Genomic DNA, 24,329 nt, shown 5'->3' on the forward strand with positions numbered 1-24,329 from the left:
GAGGGGCGGTCGCGCGCCGATCCCTCACATGAAATCCCGCCGGATCCGCTTCTCGAAGGTCTTCTCGAAGATCTTCGTTTCATCCTCGAAAGCCTCGACCTTGGCGGAGGTGATCCACTCGGTTTCCGTACAGCCGAGGCGGGAGGTCGAGACGGTCTTCAGCGATTGCTGCCCACGCCGCGCGATGCAGGTCCAGGTCGAAACGCCCGTGATGGAGTGCGGATCGTCCGGTGCGATCGTCCAGGTTTCGTCGCGGATGTCCTGCGTCGCATTGCCGGTGCCGGGATGCTCGACGAGGCCGGTATTCTCGTAGATCCGATAATGCGTCCGGCCCTTGGTCATGTCGCGTTCGACGATGCGGCGCGTTTCGGCCGGTGAATGCTCGATATAGTGCGGCAACGGGTCGGGATTGGCCGGCTGCGGCACGACGATCTCGCGATGGTCGCCGAGAAGCGGCAGGGAAAGCGAGACGCTGGCCGTGTCGATCGTGACGCCCGGATCGGTCGGCGACGGCAGGATGATCGGCCAGTAGGATGTCGACAGCGACAGCCGGATGCGGTGGCCGGCACGGAAGCGGTAGCCGCAGGCATCGAGCACCAGCGTGACGCGCGTCTTGCGGTTCTTCTCCATCGGCACCGGCTTGGCATTGCCGTTGCGGTGCGCCAGGTTGAGAACGCCGAAGGCGACGCGGGTCGACGTTCCGTCCGGATGGACATCGACGATACGCGCGGCGAGATTGGCGGTTTCGGCACTGCAGGAAAGCTCGAGGTCGAGCACAGGCTGGCCGAGATAGTCCTCCGCCTCGAGCAGCGGGTGCGTGTCGAAAGTGAGCGAGCCCGCATCGTCGATGCGCTGGTCGCCGGGCATCTCGGCGTCGGGTTTCAGCGTGAAATACTCACCGGCAGCAGTGCCGGTATCGAGCGGCGAACGCAGGTAAACGTCGCCGATCCCGCGCCTGGATGGGGAACCGGCCGCCAGGCCTCCCTCGCTCGAAACCGCGAAGGTCCGCATTTCCGGCGTGGTCCAGACGTCCTTGGCGATCCAGCGGCCCGGGTCTTCATTGCGCCTGACCGCGGGCCTCGGACCGTCGAGGATATAGGCGCGCATCTGCGGCAATTGCTCGGCATCGTTCTTTTCGTCGCGAAGCCAGCGGTTCCACCAGCGGATCGCCTCTCCGAGAAAGTCTGCTCGCGGCTTCGGCCAGGCGAAATGCGGATATTTGTGGACCCACGGGCCGATGAGCGCCTTGGCCTTGCCGCCGAGCCCCTCGACCGCCTTGATCGGCGTGTTGCGGTAGCCGTCCGCCCAGCCGGCGATCACCAGCGCGGGGATCGGAAAGCCGTCGAAATCCTCTGAGATCGAGCCATGCCGCCAGAAATCGTCGCGGCGCTGGTGTTCCAGCCATTCCTCCAGGAAGAAGGGCTCGTTCTCGAGGCGCTCCAGCCACATCTCCCGCCAGCGCTCGCCGACGAGTTCCGGGTCGGGCGATCGGGACTGGTAGGCGAGCATGGTTGCCGCCCAGGAGAGTTGCGCCGAGAGATGGCAGCCGTTCTTGTAGTGGATGTCGTCATTGTAGCGGTCGACGGTCGAGGCGATCGAGATCACCGCCTTGAGGGCCGGGGGCTTGAGGGCAGCTACCTGCAGACAGTTGAAGCCGCCCCAGGAGATGCCCATCATCCCGACCTTGCCGTTCGACCAGGGCTGTGCCGCAATCCATTCGATGATCTCGCAGCCGTCGGAGAGTTCGCGCGGGGTATATTCGCCGTCGATCACGCCCTCGGACTCGCCCGAGCCGCGGATGTCGACGCGAACGCCGGCGATCCCGGCGGCCGCGAAGGCAGGGTAGGTGGATTCGTCCCGTGCACAGGTCCCGTCGCGCTTGCGGTAGGGCAGGTATTCCAGGACTGCCGGCACCGGCTTCTGCTCGGTGCCCTCAGGCATCCAGATGCGTGCGGCAAGCCGGGTCCCGTCCTCCAGGGTTATCCATTCGTTTTCGATGACGGTGAAATTACGCTCGGCCATGTTGGCTGCCTCCGATCGGTGCTTGACTGTTGAGACGCGAGGCGCAGGCGGAGAACCACCTGCACCTTCCCGTTGCACTTTAGCTGTCGAACCAGACGCGGCTTCCGACGTAGCCGTTGGAAAGGTCGTTGCCGATGTCGTGCACGAAGCCTTTCAGCGAAGCGGAGGCGGCGTTCACATAATCATTGAAGACCGGCAGGATGAGGCCGCCTTCGTCGCGCACCATGAGTGCCATGGTGTGGTAGAGCTCCTTGCGCTTGGCTTCGTCAAGTTCGGAGCGCGCCTGCAGGAGCAGCTTGTCGAAGTCCTCCCGCTTGAAACGCGTGTCGTTCCATTCCGCACTCGAAAGATAGGAGGTGGAATAGCGGGAATCCTGCGTCGGGCGGCCGCCCCAGTAGGAAGCGCAGAAGGGCTGGACATTCCAGACATTGGTCCAGTAGCCGTCTTCCGGCTCGCGGCGTACTTCGATTTCGATACCGGCCTTGCGGGCGCTTTCCTGGAAGAGGACCGAGGCATCGACCGCGCCCGGGAAGGCGGCATCGGAGGTACGCAGCAGGATCGGCCGGTCGTGGCCGGACTTCTTGTAATGGAAGGCGGCTTTGTCGGGGTCGTAGGCGCGCTGCTCGATGCCTTCAGGTGCCAGCGCGTAGTTTTCGTTGACCGGATAATCGTTGCCGAGCGTGCCATAGCCGCCGAGCACGCGGTCGAGAATAGCCTGCCGGTCGATCGCATATTTCAGCGCGAGCCTCAGGTCATTGTTGTCGAAGGGGGCCGTGTCGCAATGCATGAGGAAGCTGTAGAAGCCCTTGCCCGAGGTCTGCAGGATCTCGACGCGGGGCGCACGCTTCAGAAGCGGCACGGTCTTCGGATCGACGCCGTTGATGAAATGCACCTGCCCGGAGGAAAGTGCCGCAATGCGGGCCGTGTTGTCGTTCATGACGATGATCTCGACGCTGTCGACATAGCCGCGGTCCGAACGCCAGTCGGCGGTGTTCTTCTCGAAGGTTGCCCGGATGCCGGCCTCATAGCTTGCAAGCTTGTAGGGCCCAGTGCCGATCGGCGAGGCGGGGTTGTCGACGCCGCCGCCGGGCTGGATGATGAGATGATAGTCGGTCAAGAGGAGCGGCAGGTCCGCATTGCCTTCCGTCAGCGTCAGGACGAGGTCGCCGGCTTTTTCCTCGATCGCCTTGACGGACCGCATCAGCCCGAGCGCTCCCGACTTGGAGCCTTCGTCGGAATGCCGCTTCAATGTTGCGATCACGTCCGCGACGGTCAGTTTCTTGCCGTCGTGGAAAGCGATGTCGTTCCGGATCTTGAACGTCCAGACCGAAGCATCTGCCGACGACTCCCAGGAGGAGGCGATCGCGGGCAGCGGAGCGCCGGTCTCGGGGTGGGACTCGACCAGCGTGTCGCCCCAGAGATGGCCGATCACGAAGGATACCGAACCGCTATAGCTTGCCGGATCGAGCGAATCGGTCGTCGCTCCGCCGTCGAGTCCGAGCTTCAGGTGGCCGCCGCGTTTGGGCTCCTGCGCTCGTGCCTCGCCCAAGCCGATGGAGCTCCCGATGCCGGCGGCGAGGCCGAGCGCTGCCGTGCCTGCGAGGAAACCGCGCCGGTTGATGCCGGCCGGTACGATGAGGCCGTCGGGACGCTTCGTGAATTCGGTCATTTCCAGTTCCCCTTGCGTGTTTTGTTCGAGAGAAACCTAGCGCCTGCCGGGCACCAGACAATTTCGCGACTTGACGCGTTTTTTTCGCTGGTTTACGCTACCCGCAATCCGAGGGGTGGAGCACTTGCAGCAGGACGACACATTCGCAACAAATCTGCGTTTTGCCTGTGCGACGCGGCGCTCGATCTCGCAGGTTTGCCGGGAGATCGGCATCAACCGTCAGCAGTTCAACCGCTACATCAATGGCGAGGCGCGGCCTTCCGCTCACAATGTAGCGCGGATCGCGGCGTTCTTCGGGCTTTCGGCCGAGGATTTCTCACTGGCGCCGAAGCTCTTCGAAGCCCGCATGATCCGCCCCGAGCGGCACCGCCTGGAAGCGGGTCAGCTTCTGGAAGGATTCCCCGGCGATGCCGCAGCCCTTCGCCACCATTTCGGCTACTACCAGACCTATCACCTTTCGCTCTCCTGGCCCGGTTTCGTCGTCTGTTCCTGCGCGCATATCTATGAGGAAGGTGGCTCGATCCGGGTGAAGTCGATCGAGCGCATTCGCGATAAGGCGAACGAGATCGAGCAGTTCTCGAAATATGTCGGCCTTGTCACCTTCTGGCGAAACCGCATCTTCATAGCCGAGCGCACGGTGGGGCAGGCGTCGATGCTGGCGCAGACGATCCTGATGCCATTCGAGGTGCACCAGCGGGTCTATCTGCGCGGCACCACGATGGGGGTCTCGTGGCGCAAGGAGAACCTGCCCTACGCCTCGCGGATGATCTGGCGTCATATCGGGCTGGATCCGGACAAACGCCAGATGCTTTCGCGCTGCGGGCTGCTTCCGTTCGGATCGCGGCATCTGCCTTCTGCGGTCCGGCGCTTCCTGGAGGCGCCGGAGGCCGAGGTGCTGACCATTCCGGCGGAATATTGACGGATGCGCGTGGCGGCCGCCACACGCATTCAATTGCCGGCGCTCTCCATCCGCCGCGTCTTCAGCACCTTTTCCAGCCAGCCGATTTCCATTTCGGGAACCGACTTCAGGAGAAGATCGGTATAATCGTCGAAGGGCGGCGAAAGGACCTTCGATTTCGGGCCGAAACGCACCAGCCGGCCGCGATGCATGACGGCGACGCTGTCGGCGATTGCCCGGACGATGGCGATGTCATGGGTGATGAAGACATAGGAAACCGCGGTTTCCTCCTGCAGCTTCAGGAGCAGGTTGAGGATGCCTTCCGCCACCAGCGGATCGAGCGCCGAGGTCGGCTCGTCGCACAGGATGAGCTCCGGTTTGGCGGCGAGCGCCCGGGCGATAGCGACGCGCTGCTTCTGTCCGCCGGAAAGCTCGGCCGGGTAACGATCGAGGAAGCGCGTCCCCATTTCGATCTGGTCCAGCAGTTCCTTCACCCGCTCGGTCTTTTTGGCGCCGTGCATGCCGAAGTAGAAGGAGAGCGGCCGGCCGACGATCTCGCGCACCGTCTGGCGCGGATTCATCGCCGTGTCGGCCATCTGATAGATCATCTGGATCCGGCGCAGCTCATCGTTCGTCCTGCCTTTCAGCGCCTTCGGCAGTTCCTTTCCTTCGAAGGTGATGCGCCCTTCGCTCGGCGGCAGCAGGCCCGTGATGACGCGCGCGAGCGTCGATTTGCCTGAGCCCGATTCGCCGACGATTGCCAGTGTCTGGCCCTTCGGCAGGTGCATCGAGACGTCGTGCAATACCTTGAAGCCGTTGGCGTAACCGGCATGCACATGTTCGATCTTGAGAAGCGTGTCGGTCTGGTCCGGAGCTTCGTCGCGTTTCGCCTGGCGGACGCTGACGAGGGCGCGGGTGTATTCTTCCCTCGGAGCCTCGATCACCTGCTTGGTGGTGCCGTACTCGACGGTCTTGCCGTGGCGCAGAACCATGATGTCGTCGGAGATCTGGGCGACGACTGCAAGATCGTGGGTAATGTAGAGGGCCGCGGTATCGGTCTCCTCGATCGCGTGCTTGATCGCGGCGAGCACGTCGATCTGGGTCGTCACGTCGAGCGCCGTGGTCGGCTCGTCGAAGACTATCAGTTCCGGGTTGGGGCAGAGCGCCATGGCGGTCATGGCGCGCTGCAACTGCCCGCCCGATACCTGATGGGGGTAGCGGTCTCCGAAGGTTTCCGGATTGGGAAGGCCGAGCACCCGGAAGAGATAGAGCGCACGCTTGGTCGCCTCGTCACGGTTCATTATGCCGTGGCGCAGAGACGCCTCGATCACCTGGTCGCCGAGCTTGTGGGCGGGATTGAAGGCTGCGGCGGCGGATTGCGCCACGTAGCAGACATGACGTCCACGAACCGAATTGATTCCGCCCCGGCCGAGCTTCAGGATGTCGCGGCCGTTGAGCAGCACCTCGCCGCCGGTGATGCGGCAACCGCCGCGGCCATAGGCGAGCGCTGAGAGGCCGATCGTCGACTTGCCGGCGCCGGACTCGCCGATCAGACCCAGCACCTTGCCCTTTTGAAGATCGAAGGAAACGTCCTCGACCAGCGTCACCACTTTCGGCGGTTCGCCCGGCGGATAGCTCGTCGCTTCGATCTTCAGGTTCTTGACGGAAAGCAGCTCAGGCATCGCCGCGGCCTCCTTTCAGGCTCGAGGTGCGCTTCATCAGCCAGTCGACGACGAGATTGACGCAGATGGCGAGTGCGGCGATCGCGGCGCCCGGGATGAGCGCGGCCGATATGCCGAAGATGATGCCGTCCTTGTTGTCCTTGACCATGCCACCCCAGTCGGCGGCCGGCGGCTGAATGCCGAGGCCGAGGAAGGAGAGGGTGGAGAGGAACAGGATCGAGAAGGCGAAGCGCAGACCGAACTCGGCGAGCAGCGGCGACAGCGTGTTCGGCAGGATTTCCCGGAAGATGATCCAGACATTGCCTTCGCCGCGCAACCGCGCCGCTTCGACGAACTCCATCACCGCGACATCGAGGGCGACGGCGCGGCCGATGCGGAAGACGCGCGTCGAGTCGAGCACGGCCATGACGAGGACCAGGATCCAGAGATGCTGCGGCAGCACCGCGAGAACGACGAGTGCGAAGATCAGCGTCGGCACCGCCATCATCAGATCGTTGAAGCGGGAGAAGAACTGATCGACGAAGCCGCCCGTTACTGCCGCGGTGAAGCTCAGGATCATGCCGAGAGCGAACGACAAGACGGTTGCCGCCAACGCCACGAAGATGGTCGTACGGGCTCCGTAGATCAGGCGCGAGAGCAGGTCGCGGCCGAGATTGTCCGTGCCGAGCAGGAAATCGCCGCCTGCCGGCAGCCAGATCTCGCCGACCACCTCACGCTCGCCGAAAGGCGCGAGGACGGGTGCAAAGAGGGCGCACAGAAGTGCGACCGCAATGCCGATGATGCCGATCCAGGCGCTGAAGGGAATAGATCTCAGGTTCATCGCGGGTGCCTCAATCTCGGATTGGCGAGAATGGCGAGAATGTCGGCCGCCATGTTGAGGAAGATGTAGAAGGCCGCAAAGATCAGCCCGCATGCCTGCACGACGGGCATGTCGCGCACCGTCACGGCATCCACCATGTATTGCCCCATGCCGGGATAGACGAAGACGACTTCGACGACGACGACGCCGACGACCAGATAGGCGAGGTTCAACGCTATGACGTTGATGACCGGGGCCACGGCATTGGGGGCGGCGTGGCGCGCGATGATGCGGAACGTGCCGAGCCCCTTGAGTTCGGCGGTTTCCACATAGGCGGACGACATGACGTTGAGGATGGCCGCGCGCGTCATGCGCATCATATGGGCGAGGACCACGAGCACGAGCGTCGCGACCGGAAGTGCGATCGCCGAAAGCCGCTCGGTGAAGCCCATGCTGTCGTAAACGGTCGCCGGGAAAGTGGCGACGCCCCATTTGACGGCGAAGAACATGATCAGCAGATAGCCGATGAAGAACTCCGGCAGCGAGATCGCCGCAAGCGATATCACGTTGATGATCTTGTCAGGCAGGCGGTTTCGGAATTGCACCGCGAGCATCCCGAGCCCCACGGCGAGCGGCACGGAGATGAGCGCCGCGAAGAAGGCGAGGAAGAGCGAGTTGCCGAGGCGGTTGCCGATCTGCTCACTGACGGAATTCCTGCTCGCCCAGGACGTGCCGAAATCACCCTGCACGGCGCCGCCGAGCCAGCTGAGATAGCGCTCGCTCCAGGGGCGGTCGAGCCCGAGATCCTTGCGGATGTTCTCGACGGCCTGCGGCGTCGCCGACTGACCGAGATAGGTGGTGGCGAAATCGCCGGGCAACGCCTCGATGCCGCCGAAGATCATCAGCGACACGGCGAAGAGCAGGCCGACGCTCAGTCCCAGGCGCTGAAGGATCAGCGCCGCGAGAGGACGGCGAAAGGCGAAGCGCCGCCAGAACGTGCCGCCGAGCTCGTCGGCGGTCGGGTTGGGTTTGGCTGGGACACCGGAAAGATCGGGGGACCGCAGGGCTGTCTCGCCTGCGGTCGCATCCGTCACGACCGGACCCGTGATCGGTCCGCTTTCCATCATCAGGCGTCCAGCCATACCCTGGTCGCGACATAGCCGTTCGACATGTCGTTGCCGATGTCGTGGACGTAGCCCTTCACCGTTTTACCGGCCGCGTTCACGAAGTCGTTGAACATCGGCAGGATCAGGCCGCCTTCGTCGCGCACCATCATCGCCATGGTGCGGTACATGTCCTTGCGCTTGGCCTCGTCGAGCTCGGAACGTGCTTCGAGCAGAATCTTGTCGAAATCCGGACGCTTGAAGCGGGTGTCGTTCCAGTCGGCTGTCGAGAGATAGGCGGTGGAGTACATCTGGTCCTGGGTCGGACGCCCGCCCCAATAGGATGTCGAAAAGGGTTGGACGTTCCAGACGTTGGACCAATAGCCGTCGCCCGGCTCGCGCTTGACCTCGATCTCGATGCCCGCCTTCTTGGCGCTCGCCTGGTAGAGGACAGCGGCATCGACCGCGCCGGGGAAAGCGACGTCCGAGGTGCGCAGCAGCACCGGACCGCTATGGCCGGATTTCTTGTAGTGGAATGCCGCCTTGTCCGGATCGTAGGCGCGTTGCTCGATACCTTCGGGGAAGAGCGCATAGGTGTCGTTGATCGGGAAGTCGTTGCCGACCTTGCCGTAGCCGCCGAGGATGCGCTGGACCAGAGTCTCGCGGTCCATCGCATATTTCAGCGCCATGCGCAGGTCGTTGTTGTCGAACGGCGCCGTGTTGCAATGCATGATGAAGACGTAATGTCCTCGGCCCGACGTATTGAGGATTTCGACGGTCGGCGCCTTCTTCAACAGGTTGACCGTCTTCGGGTCGACGCGGTTGATGAAGTGGACCTGGCCGGAGGACAGCGCCGCGATGCGCGCCGTCGCATCGTTCATCGCGATCAGTTCGACTGAATCGACGTAGCCGCGGTCGGTGCGCCAGTCGTCGGCGTTCCTTTCGAATGTGGCGCGTACGCCCGGCTCGAAGCTTGCGACCTTGTAGGGGCCGGTCCCGATCATCGCGTCGGGATTGTCCGTGCCGCCGTTCGGCTGGATGATGAGGTGATAGTCGGTGAGCAGCAGCGGCAGGTCCGCATTGCCCTCCGTCAACGTCAGGACGAGCTTGTCGCCGTCGGCCTTGATTTCCTTGATTGATTTCATCACACCGAGCGCGCCGGACTCGGACTTTTCGTCCGTGTGTCGCTGCAGGGTCTTGATGACGTCGTCGATCGTCAGTTCCTTGCCGTCGTGGAATTTGACGCCCTTGCGGATCGTGAAGGTCCAGGTGGCGGCGTCGGCGGAGGGTTCCCAGGATTCTGCAAGCGCCGGCACCGGTTCGCCGGTCGTCGGGTGGCTCTCGACGAGCATGTCGCCCCAGTTGCGGCCGACCACGAACATGAATTGCGACAGCGCCTTTGCCGGGTCCCGCGAGTCGGTGGCAGCGGCCCCTTCGAGGCCGAGCTTCAGGTGACCGCCGCGCTTCGGCTCCTGCGCCGCGGCGCTGGACGCAAAGAGCGTATTCGCCGTCGACGCGGCAATGCCGAGGGCGGCAGCGCGTCCGAGAAATTCACGCCGGTTCATTTTGCCGAGCATGACCTGACGTGCCAAATAGTCTTTGTAATCGCTCATTCCCCTGTTCCCTTCTTCAGCCGGCATTCGCCGTTCGTTGTGATTGGTAGAGTGTTCGCGTATTGCCATCGGTCGAGATGGCCGGAGGTGGTTTGCAGTCCACCGTGATCGTCTCTATCCTGACCTCCTCATTTGGTCTCTTTGCGCGTTATCCGCGCTGTTCATCCATAAGGCTAACCGCTTGGACGGGGCTTGTAACGTCCTAAATTATAAATCTTTTCCATAAGCCTGTCTTATGGAATGACTGCTCAGCCGCAAGCGCCGGTGCTCGCGGCGCGTCACGCTGAAAGGCCGGCATCCCCCGGCTTCCACTCTGTCCGCGGCCGAAGCGGCCGCGTATCTCAGCGTCCCTTCCAGACCGGGTCGCGCTTCTCCGCAAAGGCGCGGGCGCCCTCGAGCTGGTCCTCGCTCGAATAGAGGACATCGACTGTCCTGAACTGGCGACGGGTGACCTTGTTCATGGTCGTCTGGAAGTCCCGGCCCTCGGCATCACGGACCACTTCCTTGATTGCGGCATAGACGAGCGGCGGGCCGCTTTCGAGCAGGCGCGCCAGTTCCCACGCGCGGTCCATCAGCCGTCCGGCCGGCAGGATCTCGTTGACGAAGCCCCAGCGGTTCGCTTCGACCACGTCGAGCCAGCGGCCGGTGAGCAGCATGTCCATGGCGATATGGTAGGGGATGCGCTTCGGCAGCTTGATCGAAGCGGCATCGGCGAGCGTACCCGAGCGGATTTCCGGGAGTGCGAAACTCGCATGTTCGGCTGCGAGGATGATGTCGGTCGAAAGCGCGATCTCCAGGCCGCCACCGCAACAGATGCCGTTGACGGCCGCGATGATGGGCTTGTTGAGGTCGCGCAGCTCCTGCATGCCGCCGAAACCCCCGACGCCGTAATCTCCATCGACAGGGTCGCCTTCCGCCGCCGCCTTCAGGTCCCAGCCGGGGCAGAAGAATTTCTCGCCGGCGCCGGTGATGATCGCGACCCGAAGCTCCGGGTCGTCCCTGAAATCGCGGAAGATCTCGCCCATGACGCGGCTGGTCTTCAGGTCGATGGCATTGGCCTTCGGCCGGTCGATCGTGACTTCGAGAATGCCGCCTTCGCGGCGCGTAAGGATCGGTCCGGTCATGGGCGTCATTTCCTCCGGCGGATCAGGGCGTCGGCGGCAACGGCTCCGTGGCCGTCCGGCAGCACCATTATAGGATTGATATCGAGTTCTTCGAGTTTGGAAGCGTTTGCAACGACATAGGATGCCGCGGCAGCGACAGTACGTATCAAGGTGTCGATATCGCCCTTCGGATTGCCGCGATAGCCATCGAGCAGCCTGCTGATTTTGAGCCCCGCAATCGCATCGCGGATACTCCCTTCGGTGACCGGCAGCGTGAGGATCGCAGAATCCTCCAGCAATTCGACGAGAATGCCGCCCGCGCCGATCGTCAGCACCGGACCTGCGACCGCGTCGCGCGTCGCCCCGACGATCAGTTCCGCCACCGGCTTGGCGATCATCTTCTCGACGAGGTAGCCGGAGGCGACCGATGCCATGCCGCGCGCCGCCTCGATGACCTCGTCACGGTTTGTCAGATTGAGCCTGACCGCACCGGCTTCGGTCTTGTGCGCCACGCCGAGGCCCTTGAGGACCACGGGGAAGCCGAGGGACTCGGCCGCCGCCGCGGCTTCCTCGACTGTCGCGGCGCTCCTGCCGCCGGGAACGATGACGCCCGCGGCTGCGAGCTCATCCTTCGCCTCGGCTTCGCTCAGGGTGACGATCTCGCCTCCCTCAGGACGCGAGCGAAGGAGGGGAGGTGCTGCGGGCTTCGCCCACACCGCGCCGATCGCAGCGGCGGTCTCGACGGCGGCGAGCGCCTCGTCGATACCGAAGAAGGGCACGACGCCCGCCGACACCAGAGAGATCGCGGTTTCCTCGGGCATGTTCTCGCCGAGGCTGGCGACGATGCCGGCGACCGCGCCGGTAGCCTTCGTCGAATCGATGACCGCCTCACAGGTCGTGACCCAGTCGGCCGCGTCGCAGCGATCGAGCCGCGGGAAATCGAGCACGATCAGGTTGAGCGCGTAGCCGCCGTGCATCATGGCCGTGAAGGCGGCCGTCTGCTTCTCGCGATTTCCCCAGACGAACGTGTGGTAGTCGAGCGGATTGGCGATCGTCACCATTTCGCCGAGGCTTTCGCGCAGCGGCTGGCGTTGTTCCTCCCTGAGTGCCCGGAAATTGACTTTGCGCCGGACGCCGGCATCCGCCATCAGCGATGCCTCGCCGCCCGAACAGCTCATCGAGGAGATATCGGCGCTGGGCAGCGGCCCATGAAGATGCAGCAGCTTCAGGGTTTCGAGCAGCTCGGGGAGCGTGTCGACGCGGCCGATGCCGAGGCGGGCGAGCAGGGCCGAGGAGACCCGGTCGTTCCCGGCCAGCGAGGCGGTGTGGGAGACGGTGGCAAGCTGGGCGGCTTCCGATTTCCCGACCTTCAGCGTGACCACGGGTTTGCGCAGCTCGCGGGCGCGGGCGGCAAGCCTATCCAGCGCCTCGATGCTGTCGAAGCCTTCGATATGGAGACCGACGGCGGTGACGCGCGGATCCTCGAGCACGGCGCAGGCGATGTCGGAAAGGCCCGTCTGCGCCTGGTTGCCTGCCGTCATGACATAGGCCAGCGGCAGCCCGCGCTTCTGCATCGAGATATTGCATGCGATATTCGAGGACTGCGTGAGGATCGCGACGCCGCGTTCGACCCGGGGCATGCCGTGCTGGTCGGGCCAGAGCAGCGCGCCGTCCAGCATGTTGATGAAGCCGTAGCAGTTGGGGCCGACGATCGGCATGTCGCCGGCCGCCGCGACGAGCGCCTCCTGCAGGTCGTTGCCATCGGCAAGCTCGTTTGCCGCCTCGCGGAAACCGGATGCGTAGCAGACGGCACCCCCGGCGCCGCGCGTGGCGAGATCGCGGATGATCTCGATCGTGAGCGCGCGGTTGACCCCGACGAAGGAGGCATCCGGCGCCTCCGGCAGGTCGGCCACCGAGCGGTAGCAGCGGCGGCCGAGGATCTCTTCTTCGCGCGGATGGACCGGCCAGATGTCACCGGCAAAGCCCATCTTGTCGCATTGCTCGATGACGCGGCGCGCCTCCTTGCCGCCGAAGACGGCGATGGAGCGTGGGCGGATGAGACGGTCGAGGGAGCGGGGAGGGGTGGTCATTGCGTCACCTTCCGAACGCTGCCATGCCCCTCATCCGGCTGCCGCCACCTTCTCCCCGCAAGCGGGGAGAAGGGATATGCCGCGCCATTCTGCTCAACTGCAGCCACTGCGCAAAGGGCGTCCCCTCTCCCCGCGCGCGGGGAGAGGGCCAGGGTGAGGGGCAAACTGCCGAAACTAAAGCGCTGCCGCATCACTCAAGCCCCCAGCGGCCGGAGCAGATCGCGGCTGATGATGTGTCGTTGAATCTCCGACGTCCCATCCCAGATGCGCTCGACGCGGGCGTCGCGCCAGAAGCGGGCGAGCGGCAGGTCGTCCATGAGGCCCATGCCGCCATAGATCTGGATCGCCTCGTCGGTGACGCGGGCGAGCATTTCGGTGGCAAAGACCTTGGCCGAAGCGATCTCGCGGTTGGCCGGCAGGCCCTGGTCGAGCCGCCAGGCGGCCGAGAGCGTCAGGAGGTCGGCCGCGTCGATCTCGGTGATCATGTCGGCAAGCTTGAAGGAGACGCCCTGATTGGCGCCGATCGGCTTGCCGAACTGCTTGCGCTCGGCCGCGTAGGAGAGCGCGTAATCGAAGGCGCGACGGGCGCGGCCGACGGAGGTGGCGGCCACGGTCAGGCGCGTGGCGTAGAGCCAGTCATTGGCAATATCGAAGCCTTTATGAACCTCGCCGAGGATCTGGGCGGAAGGCAGCCGGCAGTCGTCGAAAGTCAGGATGCAGTTCTTGTAGCCGCGATGCGAGACGGAATTGTAACCCTCGCGGATTTCGAAGCCCGGGGTGCCGCGGTCGACCAGGAAACAGGTGATCTTCTTCTTCGGTCCGCGCGGCGTCTGCTCCTCGCCGGTGGCGATGAAGACGATGACGAAATCGGCGATATCGGCATGGCTGATGAAATGCTTCGTGCCGTTGACGACCCAGTCGTCGCCGTCCGGCCGCGCGAAGCACTTCATGCCGCGCACGTCGGAGCCGGCATCCGGCTCGGTCATGGCGAGCGCGTCGAACTTGTCGCCGCGGACGGCCGGGAGCAGGTATCGCTCGCGCTGATCCTCGTTGCAGGCCATCAGGATGCCGGACGGCCGCCCGAAAAAGACGGTGAGGCCCATGGACCCGCGTCCGAGCTCGCGTTCGACCAGCGTGAAGGTCAGATGGTCCAGGCCGGCGCCGCCGACCTCTTCCGGGAAGTTGCAGGCAAAGAAGCCGAGCTCCTTGCACTTGCGGGCGATTTCCTGCCCGAGTTCGCGCGGCACCACTCCGGTCCGCTCGACCTCGTTCTCATGCGGATAGATCTCGGTCTCGACGAAGGTGCGGACCGTGTCGACGATCATCTGCTGTTCTTCGGTCAGTGCGAAATTCATTGTTCTCCCTCGTCCATTCTGGTCCGCGCGGCAGATCGCTCCTCAACGATCCACTGCGGAGCTCTCGGGCAGTGTCTGCCCCTCTGCCCCTCACCCTAACCCTCTCCCCGCTCGCGGGGAGAGGGGACGTGCCCCACGGTAGATGGGGTGCAAGCGGCTGCGGCATATCCCTTCTCCCCGTCAGGACGGGGAGAAGGTGCCGGCAGGCGGATGAGGGGCTCTTATCCCGCCAACATCTCCGTCACCGCTTCTGCCCTACATGCCGCCCCGCGCCATCAGGCGCGTCCAGCTTCGCATGACCTTCCGCGATCGGCTTCAGCTTGGCCATCACCTCCGCCGGAGCCGGCACGGACTTGCCGGCCTTGGCGTCGACATGCAGCATCATCTGTTCGGCGGTGGCGATGACATCGCCCGAAGCCGCATCGTGAATGCGCGTGAAGAAGTGAATGCGCTTCTCGTCCGACGAAAGGAGCTGCAGGGTCGTATAGAGCGCCTGTCCGAGCTTGGCTTCGCCGAGATGGCGGATGTGGCTTTCGACCGTGTAGTAGCTGTGGCCGGCCTCGACATAGGCGAAGTCGACGCCGATCACCTTGAGCAGTGCATCGGAGGTGTCGCCGAAGAGCTGCAAGTAGCGATGCTCGGTCATGTGGCCGTTGTAGTCGACCCAGGCGGCGTTGACCTTGGTATCGACCAGACGTAGCGGCCCGGACGCGTCCAAGCTCTTCGACGGGCTGCCGCCCTTTTCCCAAAGCCGCTTCTCGAAATCGGCGAGCAGCTTGCCGGCACCCCAGCCTTTGCCGCCGTCGCCGGCCTTCAAGGCATGCATGATACCGACGAGGTTTTCGTCCCGGATGCGTTCGAGTTCGCGGATGGAGCGACCGGCGGCCTGCGCGTCCGATTGTGCCCCGATCTTCTCGACAAGCGCGTCGTCGAGATCGACCACGTCGGTGAATTTCGTCCAGGGCCATTTGAGGCAGGGGCCGAACTGGGCGAGGAAGTGGCGCATGCCCGCTTCGCCGCCGGCGATGCGATAAGTCTCGAAGAGACCCATCTGTGCCCAGCGCATGCCGAAGGAATAGCGCATGACGTCGTCGAGCGTCTCGGTATCGCAGATGTCGTCCTGGATCAGCCAGAGCGCTTCGCGCCAGAGCGCTTCGAGCAGGCGGTCGCCGACGAAGGCCTCTATCTCCTTGGCGATGACGACGCCCTTCATGCCGATCTCGGCGACCGCTTCCCCGGCGCGTCTGATCGTTTCCGGCGAAGTCTTCCTGCCGCCGACGAGTTCGACCAGCGGCAGCAGATAGACCGGGTTATAGGGATGCGCCACGAACATGCGTTCGGGGTGCTTCATCTCGGCCTGCAGGTCGGACGGGAGCAGGCCCGAGGTGGAGGAGCCGATGAGGGCGTCGGGCCGGGCGGCCGCATCGATCTCGTTGATGACGCCGCGCTTCAACGGCAGCCGTTCGGGCACGCTTTCCTGAATCCAGTCAACGCCCTCGACCGCTTCCTGAATGCTCCTGCAGAAGGTGAATTTGCCGCGCGGCGGCAGCGGCGCCATGGTCAGCATGCCATAGGCGCGTTCCGCATTCGCCATGACCTCGCCGATGATGCGCTCAGCTTCCGGATGCGGGTCGAAGATGTTGACGTCTATACCTGCAAGCGCAAAACGCGCAGCCCAGGCCCCGCCGATGACGCCGCCGCCGATACAGGCGGCCTTGGTGATTGTGGTCATTCCCCTCTCCTCGATTCCTTGGAATCCTAGTCTACCCCTCCAGTCGAGTATGCCCCTCACCCTAACCCTCTCCCCGCAGGCGGGGAGAGGGGACTGGGCGCCTACGGCTTGCGTCCTTCTCCCCGTTTCAACGGGGAGAAGGTGCCGGCAGGCGGATGAGGGGCCGAACTGACTCTTACCGCTTCGTCAGCTTCAGCTTCCTGCGGACCTCTTCCGGACCGATGATCTTCGCGCCCATGCTCTCGACGACGGAGACCGCTTTCTCCACGAGCTGGGCATTGGTCGCGAGCTGGCCCTTGCCGACATAGAGATTGTCTTCCAGGCCGACGCGGACGTTGCCGCCGGCAAGGACCGCGGCGGCGGGATAGGCCATGGCGTTGCGGCCGATCGAGAAGGCGGAGAAGGTCCAGTTCGAGGGCACGTTGTTGACCATGGCCATGAAGGTGTTGAGATCGTCCGGCGCGCCCCACGGAATGCCCATGCAGAGCTGGATCAGCACCGGATCCTCGATCAGGCCTTCTTCGGCGAGTTGCTTGGCGAACCACAAATGCCCGGTGTCGAAGGCCTCGATCTCCGGACGCACGCCGAGTGCGGTCATCTGCCGTGCCATCTCGCGCAGCATCGACGGCGTATTGGTCATGACGTAATCGCCCAGCGAGAAATTCATCGTGCCGCAGTCGAGCGTGCAGATTTCCGGCAGGCATTCGGCGACATGCGCGACACGTTCGGTGGCGCCGGCCATGTCCGTGCCCTTCTCGTTGACGGGGAAGGGGCTCTCGACGTTACCGAAAACGAGGTCTCCGCCCATGCCGGCGGTCAGATTGAGCACCACGTCTATATCGGCGGAGCGGATGCGATCGGTCACTTCCCTGTAGAGATCGAGCCGCCGGGCAGGCGCGCCGGTCTCGGGATCGCGGACGTGACAGTGGACGACGGCGGCACCCGCCTTGGCGGCCTCGATCGCCGACTCGGCGATCTGTTTCGGCGTGACCGGAACGTGGCTGGATTTCGAGACGGTGTCTCCGGCGCCGGTGACGGCGCATGTGATGAACACCTCGCGGTTCATGCTGAGCGGCATTGATGTCCTCCCTTTCGTTGTCCGTATTACGAGCCAGAAAGTGCGGCGCTGCTTTTCATGGATAGAACCATCCTATACATTATCGGAATTCTCTGGAGGAAGTTTTGCCTTGGACAGCAGCATCGCGCAGGCGCAGCATATCGATCTTCTGATCCTGCCGGAGACCAATCTCATCCTTGTCGCATCGGTTATCGAACCGCTGCGCGCCGCCAACCGCATCGCCGGGCGGACGCTTTACAGCTGGAGCCTGTTCAGTCCGGACGGGAGGGCGATCGAAACGAAGAGCGGCATTCCCGTTCCGGTGGCCGGCGCCTTCCGTCCGCAGCGCGAGACGGCGCCGCTCTTCGTGCTTTCCAGCTACCACTGGCAGCGCAGCGCCACCTCGCAGCTCAAGATGCTCCTGTCGCAGACGGCGCGGCACCGCGAGATGATGGCCGGCATCGAATCCGGCTCCTGGCTGCTGGCGGAGACGAGCCTCCTCGACAATTTCTCGGCCACCACCCATTGGGAGGATTTCGAGGATTTCGCCGCCGCCTATCCGCAGGTGACGATGGTGCGCGAGCGTTTCGTCATCGACCGAAAACGCATCACCACCGGCGGCTCGCTGCCGACGCTGGACCTGATGCTGGAACTGATCCGCCGCGCGCACGGCTATTCGCTGGCGCTCGAAGTGTCGCGCCTTTTCATCTACGAGCAGGAACGCACCCGCGGCGACCTCCTGCAGGTACCCGCAATCGGCAACATGCGCATTCTCGACACCCGCGTCGGCGCCGCGGTCAAGCTGATGGAAGAAACGGTCGAGGCTCCGCTGACGCTCGCGCGGCTGGCGCGGCGCGTGGGTGTCAGCGCCCGGCACCTTCAGGATCTCTTCAAGGAGACCATGGGCGTCGCGCCGCACGAACACTATCTGGCGCTGCGGCTCAACGCTGCACGGCGCAAGGTCATCGAAACGCGGATGGAGTTCGCCGACATAGCGGCGATTTCCGGCTTCAACTCGTCGTCTTCATTTTCGCGCAGCTATCGCGCGCATTATCGGGAAAGCCCCAGCGAGACGCGCCGGCGGCTCAAGCTGAAAAACTGAGTCAAGGGCTTCACGCGGCAACTGAGCGAAGGTGAGTTTTGCGAGTCGAATCAGCGATCTGCCGCAAGTCCCTCGAGAAAGGATTCAGCGATCAGACCACCGTCTCGCCCCCGTCCACCACGAGGATCTGTCCGGTCATGTAGGAGGAACGGTCGGAAACAAGGAAGAGGATAGACTCGGCGATCTCGTCGACGCTCGCCCAGCGGCCGAGCGGAACCCTCTCGCGGATATAGGCTTCGATGGCCTCGCGCCCGCCCATCTGGTCGATGAAGGGCTCGTTGAAGGGCGTGTCGACCCAGCCGGGGCAAAGAGCGTTCACCCTGACGCCGTATTTCGCATAGTCGCCCGCCATCTGCCGGGTCATGGCGATGACTGCGTGTTTCGTCGTCGTATAGGCGATCATCTCACGATCGTAGAGAACGCCTGACGAGGAAGACGTGTTGACGATCACGCCGCGGCCTGCCTTCTTCATCGAGGGCATGACAAGGCGGGCGGCCATGAAATGGGCGCGGACGTTGAGGTTCCAGGACCGGTCGAAACCCGCCACCTCGACCTCTTCCAGGTCGCCGGCGACCTGCGCGCCGGCGTGATTGTGCAGGATGTCGATCCGTCCGTGCCGGTAGAGAATATCGGCAATGCCGTCCGCAAGCGCGTCGTCGTCGGTGACGTCGACCGCGAGCGCTTCAGCGCTGCCGCCCCCGGCGGCGATCGCTGCCACGGTGTCGCCTGCGGCTTCCACGCTGCGGTCGACGACCACCACATGTGCGCCTTCGCGGGCTATGATGGCGGCACCCGCCCGGCCGATTCCGGAGCCCGCTCCGGTCACGATCGCGATCCGGTTGTTCAGGATCATTGTTTCACTCCCCGGATTTGCTTTTCTTTTCGCGCATGAGCACGCGGGCGGTCAGGATAAGTAACAGCGAGGCGACCAGGACCAGGGTCGCGATCGCGTTGATTTCCGGCGTCACCCCGCGGCGGATCGAGGCGAAGACATAGATCGGCAGGGTCGTCTTCGAGCCGGCGACGAAGAAGGCGATGATGAAGTCGTCGAAGGAGAAGGTGAAAGCGAGGAGAAAGCCCGCGAGGATCGACGGCATGATCTGCGGCAGCACGATCAGCCTGAAAGTGGTGAGCGGCGTCGCATAGAGGTCGCCCGACGCCTCGACGATGTCGCGGCCGAGGCTCGCGATGCGCGCCTTGACGATCATGGTGACGAGCGCCATCGAGAAGAGCCCATGGGCGGCGATGATGGAGCCGTAACCGAGTCCCAGTTGCGGCGGCTGCTCGCCGGGCCAGAGGGCTGCGATCGTCGGGTTGACGAAGGAGAAGACCGCGACGAGTGCGACCAGTGTCGCGATGCCGATGACGACGCCCGGGACGACGATCGCCGCGGCGAAGAGTGCATCGAAGAGCGCCCGCATGCGAGAGCCAAGCCGCTCCATGCCCAGTGCGGCCATGGTGCCGAAGACGGCGGCAAGCGTGGCGCTGGTGAACGCGATGATCAGGCTGTTCTGCAGCGCCGAGACGAGAAATGTGTTGCCGAGCGCCTTGCCGTACCAGGTGAGCGAAAAGCCCGTGAACTCGCTCGCATTGCGGCCGGCATTGAACGAGAAGAGCACGACCAGCGCGATCGGCGCATAGAGGAAGAGATAGACGGAGGAGATGAAGGCGCGCATCAGACGAGATCCACCTGTCTTGTTCCGGCGACTTTCCAGGCGATCCGCATCGCCACCATGAGGACGACGACGACGACGGCGACGAGGGTCACGGCGATCGCCGATCCGAAGGGCCAGTTCCGCGACTGCAGGAAGAGATCGACCAGCGCATTGCCGATGAAGAAGACCTTGCCGCCGCCGAGCAGCTGCGGGATCAGATACTCGCCGAGAAGCAGGATGGTGACGAGCGCGACGCCCGTCATGACGCCCGGCAGCGACAGCGGCAGAGTGACGCCGAGAAAGGTGGAGACGGGCTTGCCGCCAAGATCGGCGGAAGCCTCCATCAGGCGGCGGTCGAGCTTTTCCAGGCTCACATAGATCGGCATGATCATCAGCGGCAGATAGCCGTAGACGATGCCGAGCAGCACGGCGCCGGGCGTGTTCAGCATGCGGACGTCCTCGATGCCGATCATCGACAGGAGATTGGGAATGCCCCGCGAGCCGAGGATGTACATCCAGGCATAGGTACGCACGAGCAGGCTCGTCCAGAACGGAACGACGACAAGCGAGACGAGGATGAGTCGGTAGCGCGGGTTTGCCTTGACGGCGAGGTAATAGGCGACCGGATAGGCGACGACGAGGCAGAGCAGGGCGCCTGCCGGGGCGAGCATCAGCGTATTCCAGAACGCGGCCGCCCGCGTCGGCAGATTGGCGAACTGCGCAAAGGTGAAAGCCGGCTGGTATCCGCCTTCAGGCGCCCGCTCGCCAAAGGCGAAGACGAGCATGGCGATGAATGGGAGAACCAGGAAGACGGTGAGCCACACGGCCGCCGGCGCAATCAACGCCGCCGTAACCAGGTTCCTCTTCGTGTTCGTTGCCACGCGCATGATTTGTCCGTCAGAATGCGTGTTGAGATAGCCCCTCATCCGGCCTGCCGGCCACCTTCTCCCCGCAAGCGGGGCGAAGGGGACTCGCGGCGGCCGCGAGCCTGTCCCCTCTCCCCGCGAGCGGGGAGAGGGCTAGGGTGAGGGGCAAATCGCGAGCTCAAGCCGATTTGAAACGCGCCATCAACTCGGCGCGGCCCGGATCCGTCAGCGTCACCGCGGCGCCGAACTCGAGCGGGGTGAGGGCTGCTTCGTCCGGATAGACGATCTTGTTCGAGGTGACATCGGCCGGAAGCAGCTTCATGACGCGGCTGTCGGTCGTCGGCGCGCCGTTGGCGATGTGTTCCTTCACGGCGTTTGCCGGGGTCATCAGGTAATCGAGCAAGGCATAGCCGGCGGGTTTGTTCGCTGCACTCTTCGGGATCGCGTAGAAATCCGACCAGATCTCGCCCCCGTCCTTGCCGAGCACGAACTTGATCTCCGGCATGTCGCGGTTGAGTTGGGCCCCGTCATTGGTCCAGCACATCGTCATCCAGGCATCGGTCGCGCGCATCGACGGCTGATAGTCGCTGTTGATGGCATAGAGATGCGGCTTGACCTTGATCAGCAGCTCTTCGGCCTTGGCGAGCTCTTCGGGCTTGATCGAATTGAAGGAGAAGCCGAGCGAGACCAGCGCATTGCCGATCGTGGTGAGCTGATAGTCGTGCACCATGGCACGGCCATCGGCTTCCGTCATCGCAATCTCGAAGAAGTCCTTCCAGCTCGCAACCGGCGCCTTGATCTTGTCGGAGTTCACCGCGATCCCGGTGGTTCCCCAGTTCTTCGGCACGGCATAGGTCTTGCCGTCGACAATGCCTTCATTGGTGAAGCGGGCATTTTCCGTCGAGGCGTCGTAGTTGGGCAGCTTGGAAAGATCGAGCTCGTCGATCAGGCCGAGCTTCACATAGGTCGAGATCGTGTAGTTCGTGGGCACGAAGAGGTCCCAGCCGGTGCCGCCCGCCTGCAGCTTCGCCAGCATTTCCTCGTTCGAACCGAAGACGTTGACTTCGACCGCGACGCCGGTCGCGGCGGTGAAGGCTTCGAAGGTGGCGGGATCATGATAGTTCGGCCAGGTGGCGATCGACATCTGCGTGCCGAGGTCGCCGGCGGCGTAAGCGGCGGAGTTGAAGAGGCCGGGCTGGCGCGCCAATACGGCCGTCGCGAGGCCGAGGCCGGTGACGCCAAGGAAGTGGCGGCGCGAAACGGAGCCGCGCTTCAGGCGCATCAGCTCGTCGGCAAGCTTGTCCGCGGTGATCGGGGCATTCTCTCTGTACCACTTGGTCATGATGCTGTTCCCTTATCGTTGACGTCAATTGATTGCGGCAGATCGGGCCCCTCAGGCCGGAAAGACATGCATTGCATTCGGGTCGAAGCTGAGCCCGATCCTTTCGCCGGGTTCGGCGAGATCGTGGTCGTTCAGGCTGCGGCGGTCGGCGGTAACGAGAAAATCGCCGAGGCCCTCGACCTCGACCGAATATTCGACGGACGAGCCCAGGAAGATGCGGTGGGTCACCGTGCCCCGCAGCGCAGCGCTGCCGTCGCGCACCAGGCTTATCGCCTCCGGGCGCAGCGCCACCATGACCGGGCCTGCCGTGCCGTTGGCGCGGGCGGGCTTGGCAAGTCCGACGCCATTGGCGAGGATGACGGCGCCGGCGCCGGGTTCGATCGTCCCGGCAATGCGGTTGGTCTTGCCGACGAAATCGGCGACGAAGAGGCTTGCCGGGCGGTCGTAGATCTCCTGCGGCGGCCCGATCTGCACGATGCGGCCAGTGCTCATGACGCAGACGAAGTCGCTCATCGAGAGCGCCTCTTCCTGATCGTGCGTGACGAGCACGAAGGTGATGCCGAGCTCGCGCTGCAGGCTCTGCAGCTCGATCTGCATGGCGGTGCGCAGCTTCTTGTCGAGCGCTGCGAGCGGCTCGTCGAGGAGCAGCACCTTCGGCTTGTTGACGATGGCGCGGGCGAGCGCCACGCGCTGCTGCTGTCCGCCGGACATTTCGTGGATGCGGCGCTTGCCGAAGCCGCCGAGTCGGACCATCTCCAGCGCCTCCTGGGCGCGCCGGGTGATCTCGGCCGCCGGGATACGGGGGCGCATCTGCTTCAAGCCGTAGGCGACGTTCTGCTCGACATCGAGATGCGGGAAAAGCGCATATTGCTGGAACACCATGTTGACCGGCCGGCGATAGGCAGGCACGCCGTTCATCGGCTGGCCGCCGATATAGACCATGCCTTCGTTCGGCTGCTCGAAGCCGCCGATCATGCGCAGGCATGTGGTCTTGCCGCAGCCGGATGGGCCGAGCAGCGCAACGAAGGCGCCCTTCGGCACCGTCAGGTTGATGTCCGATACCGCCGTCACGCTGCCATAGCGTTTGGCGACCGAACGGAATTCGATGTCGTTCGTCGAAGCGGATGTCACGTCTGTTCCCTGCGGTCGTTCTTGGAATTGCTCGCGGTTCATGCACCGCCGCTTCCACCGTCATTATCGGATAGCCTAGTCAAAAGCGCCCGGGCCGGTATATACCCCAAGAGAGGTATTTCAACCCAAAGCGCCCTGTGGAAGGAGTATACCCCAGAGCGGCGGAGCGAGCCGGGAGAACCGTTTGGGCATCGACCTCGACAGACTTTTTCAGGCGATGGCGCCGCTGGTAAACGGCGCGCCGATGGATGACGAGGCTGTCGGCTGCACATTCCGGGGACTGATGTCCACCTTGATGACGTTCGATTATGTCGTCGTCTTCGCCTACCGGGGAAAAGAACGGCCGCTCGACCTTTACAGTACGTTCGACGCCGAGGATCACGTGCTCTTCGTGAGCCTCTATCAGGCCGGACCTTATCTGCTCGATCCGTTCTATCACGCCGCTCGTGCCCCCAAGCCCGGCGTGTGGCGCATGCGGGAACTGGCGCCCGACCGCTTCTTCTCGAGCGAATACTACCGGACCTACTACGTCCAGACGGGGCTTGCCGAGGAGGTCGGCTTCTTCGTGCCGGTCAGCGAACAGGTCACCGTCGTCCTCTCATTGATGCGGCGGGAGGCGACGGGCGTCTTCAGCGCGACGGAATTCGCACTGCTGAAGAAGGCGGAGCCGCTGGTGGCCGCTTTCGTGCGCCATCATTGGGCGGAACTCGACCGTCGCTTCGATACGGCGCTCGCGAAAAAGGGCAGGGGCCGCCGGAAGGCGGCGCATCCGCCGGCAGACGGGGTCTGGCGGCATCTCAACCTCACCGAGCGGGAAGCCGCCATCATCGAACTCGTGCTTCAGGGGCATTCTTCCGAATCGATCGGATTGAAGCTCGGCATCTCGACGGGCACGGTCAAAGTCCACCGCCGCAACGTCTATCGGAAGCTCGGCATTTCCTCGCAAACCCAGCTCCTGTCTCTCTACATCAAGAATCTCGGTCAGTAGAGAGACCGGCCTCCGCTTCTCCCGCTCGCCAGACTCCCTTGGCTTTTCGAAAACTCAGCGGAACGCATCGCCGATGTGCCCGCGTTTTTTCTGCATGCCACCAACTGAGACTTGACAAATTT

The 24,329-nt window shown here is 63.9% G+C and carries 19 protein-coding genes; 3 read left to right on the forward strand and 16 right to left on the reverse strand.

The features are described from left to right. Nucleotides 1-24: 24 nt before the first annotated feature. Both M1D34_RS03795 and M1D34_RS03800 read right to left on the reverse strand, forming a co-directional pair. Nucleotides 25-2,022 carry a CocE/NonD family hydrolase gene (locus M1D34_RS03795; RefSeq protein WP_153313244.1) on the reverse strand — a complete coding sequence of 666 codons (1,998 nt, stop codon included), beginning with the start codon at nt 2,020-2,022 and terminating at the stop codon, nt 25-27. A gap of 79 nt (nt 2,023-2,101) precedes the next feature. Next, entirely contained in the window at nt 2,102-3,691 is a 1,590-nt protein-coding gene (locus M1D34_RS03800; protein ID WP_127540279.1) for an ABC transporter substrate-binding protein, read from the reverse strand. Between the two features lie 124 nt (nt 3,692-3,815). On the opposite strand from M1D34_RS03800, the gene M1D34_RS03805 reads away from it, so the two are divergent. After that, entirely contained in the window at nt 3,816-4,610 is a 795-nt protein-coding gene (locus M1D34_RS03805) for a helix-turn-helix domain-containing protein (RefSeq protein WP_003536646.1), read from the forward strand. A 29-nt stretch (nt 4,611-4,639) separates the two neighbouring features. Here the strand turns inward: M1D34_RS03805 and M1D34_RS03810 are convergent, their stop codons facing one another. The 9 genes from M1D34_RS03810 to bcoG all read right to left on the reverse strand — a co-directional run bounded on the left by M1D34_RS03810 (nt 4,640) and on the right by bcoG (nt 17,144). Beyond that, nucleotides 4,640-6,271: an ABC transporter ATP-binding protein gene (locus M1D34_RS03810; protein ID WP_003536648.1), complete on the reverse strand. Its 1,632-nt coding sequence runs from the start codon at nt 6,269-6,271 to the stop codon at nt 4,640-4,642. Then, the gene (locus M1D34_RS03815) at nt 6,264-7,091 is read right to left on the reverse strand and encodes an ABC transporter permease (protein ID WP_003536650.1); all 828 of its coding nucleotides are present in this window, start codon (nt 7,089-7,091) and stop codon (nt 6,264-6,266) included. Before M1D34_RS03815 ends, M1D34_RS03810 begins: the two co-directional genes overlap by 8 nt. After that, nucleotides 7,088-8,212 carry an ABC transporter permease gene (locus M1D34_RS03820; RefSeq protein ID WP_164819221.1) on the reverse strand — a complete coding sequence of 375 codons (1,125 nt, stop codon included), beginning with the start codon at nt 8,210-8,212 and terminating at the stop codon, nt 7,088-7,090. Before M1D34_RS03820 ends, M1D34_RS03815 begins: the two co-directional genes overlap by 4 nt. Beyond that, on the reverse strand, nt 8,197-9,786 hold the full coding sequence (locus tag M1D34_RS03825; protein ID WP_003536654.1) for an ABC transporter substrate-binding protein: 1,590 nt from the start codon (nt 9,784-9,786) through the stop codon (nt 8,197-8,199). Before M1D34_RS03825 ends, M1D34_RS03820 begins: the two co-directional genes overlap by 16 nt. Nucleotides 9,787-10,127: 341 nt before the next feature. Further along, nucleotides 10,128-10,910: a carnitinyl-CoA dehydratase gene (locus tag M1D34_RS03830; RefSeq protein WP_013844655.1), complete on the reverse strand. Its 783-nt coding sequence runs from the start codon at nt 10,908-10,910 to the stop codon at nt 10,128-10,130. A 5-nt stretch (nt 10,911-10,915) separates the two neighbouring features. Next, the gene (locus M1D34_RS03835) at nt 10,916-12,979 is read right to left on the reverse strand and encodes an acetate--CoA ligase family protein (RefSeq protein WP_498780752.1); all 2,064 of its coding nucleotides are present in this window, start codon (nt 12,977-12,979) and stop codon (nt 10,916-10,918) included. A 194-nt stretch (nt 12,980-13,173) separates the two neighbouring features. Further along, nucleotides 13,174-14,334, reverse strand: a complete 1,161-nt coding sequence (locus M1D34_RS03840) for an acyl-CoA dehydrogenase family protein (RefSeq protein ID WP_498780754.1) — start codon at nt 14,332-14,334, stop codon at nt 13,174-13,176. Between the two features lie 241 nt (nt 14,335-14,575). Next, nucleotides 14,576-16,066 carry a carnitine 3-dehydrogenase gene (locus tag M1D34_RS03845; protein ID WP_498780756.1) on the reverse strand — a complete coding sequence of 497 codons (1,491 nt, stop codon included), beginning with the start codon at nt 16,064-16,066 and terminating at the stop codon, nt 14,576-14,578. A 175-nt stretch (nt 16,067-16,241) separates the two neighbouring features. Further along, complete coding sequence (bcoG, locus tag M1D34_RS03850) at nt 16,242-17,144, reverse strand: 3-dehydrocarnitine:acetyl-CoA trimethylamine transferase BcoG (protein WP_003536409.1); 903 nt, start codon at nt 17,142-17,144, stop codon at nt 16,242-16,244. Nucleotides 17,145-17,253: 109 nt separating this feature from the next. Here bcoG and M1D34_RS03855 point away from each other — a divergent pair, with 109 nt between their 5' ends. Continuing rightward, entirely contained in the window at nt 17,254-18,225 is a 972-nt protein-coding gene (locus M1D34_RS03855; protein ID WP_014526942.1) for a GlxA family transcriptional regulator, read from the forward strand. Between the two features lie 91 nt (nt 18,226-18,316). Here M1D34_RS03855 and M1D34_RS03860 read toward each other — a convergent pair whose 3' ends face one another. The 5 genes from M1D34_RS03860 to M1D34_RS03880 all read right to left on the reverse strand — a co-directional run bounded on the left by M1D34_RS03860 (nt 18,317) and on the right by M1D34_RS03880 (nt 23,261). Continuing rightward, the gene (locus tag M1D34_RS03860) at nt 18,317-19,078 is read right to left on the reverse strand and encodes an SDR family NAD(P)-dependent oxidoreductase (RefSeq protein ID WP_498780759.1); all 762 of its coding nucleotides are present in this window, start codon (nt 19,076-19,078) and stop codon (nt 18,317-18,319) included. Between the two features lie 4 nt (nt 19,079-19,082). Further along, on the reverse strand, nt 19,083-19,901 hold the full coding sequence (locus M1D34_RS03865; RefSeq protein WP_498780761.1) for an ABC transporter permease: 819 nt from the start codon (nt 19,899-19,901) through the stop codon (nt 19,083-19,085). Further along, nucleotides 19,901-20,767: an ABC transporter permease gene (locus tag M1D34_RS03870; RefSeq protein ID WP_498780763.1), complete on the reverse strand. Its 867-nt coding sequence runs from the start codon at nt 20,765-20,767 to the stop codon at nt 19,901-19,903. The genes M1D34_RS03865 and M1D34_RS03870 overlap by 1 nt, the downstream gene beginning before the upstream one ends. Nucleotides 20,768-20,924: 157 nt before the next feature. After that, the gene (locus M1D34_RS03875) at nt 20,925-22,088 is read right to left on the reverse strand and encodes a polyamine ABC transporter substrate-binding protein (RefSeq protein WP_498780765.1); all 1,164 of its coding nucleotides are present in this window, start codon (nt 22,086-22,088) and stop codon (nt 20,925-20,927) included. Nucleotides 22,089-22,139: 51 nt separating this feature from the next. Continuing rightward, on the reverse strand, nt 22,140-23,261 hold the full coding sequence (locus tag M1D34_RS03880; RefSeq protein WP_498780767.1) for an ABC transporter ATP-binding protein: 1,122 nt from the start codon (nt 23,259-23,261) through the stop codon (nt 22,140-22,142). 142 nt (nt 23,262-23,403) lie between these two features. Between M1D34_RS03880 and M1D34_RS03885 the strand changes: the two genes are divergently transcribed. Continuing rightward, nucleotides 23,404-24,207, forward strand: a complete 804-nt coding sequence (locus tag M1D34_RS03885; RefSeq protein WP_003536398.1) for a helix-turn-helix transcriptional regulator — start codon at nt 23,404-23,406, stop codon at nt 24,205-24,207. The last annotated feature ends 122 nt before the right edge of the window (nt 24,208-24,329 follow it).

Source organism: Ensifer sp. D2-11 (genome assembly GCF_054161295.1).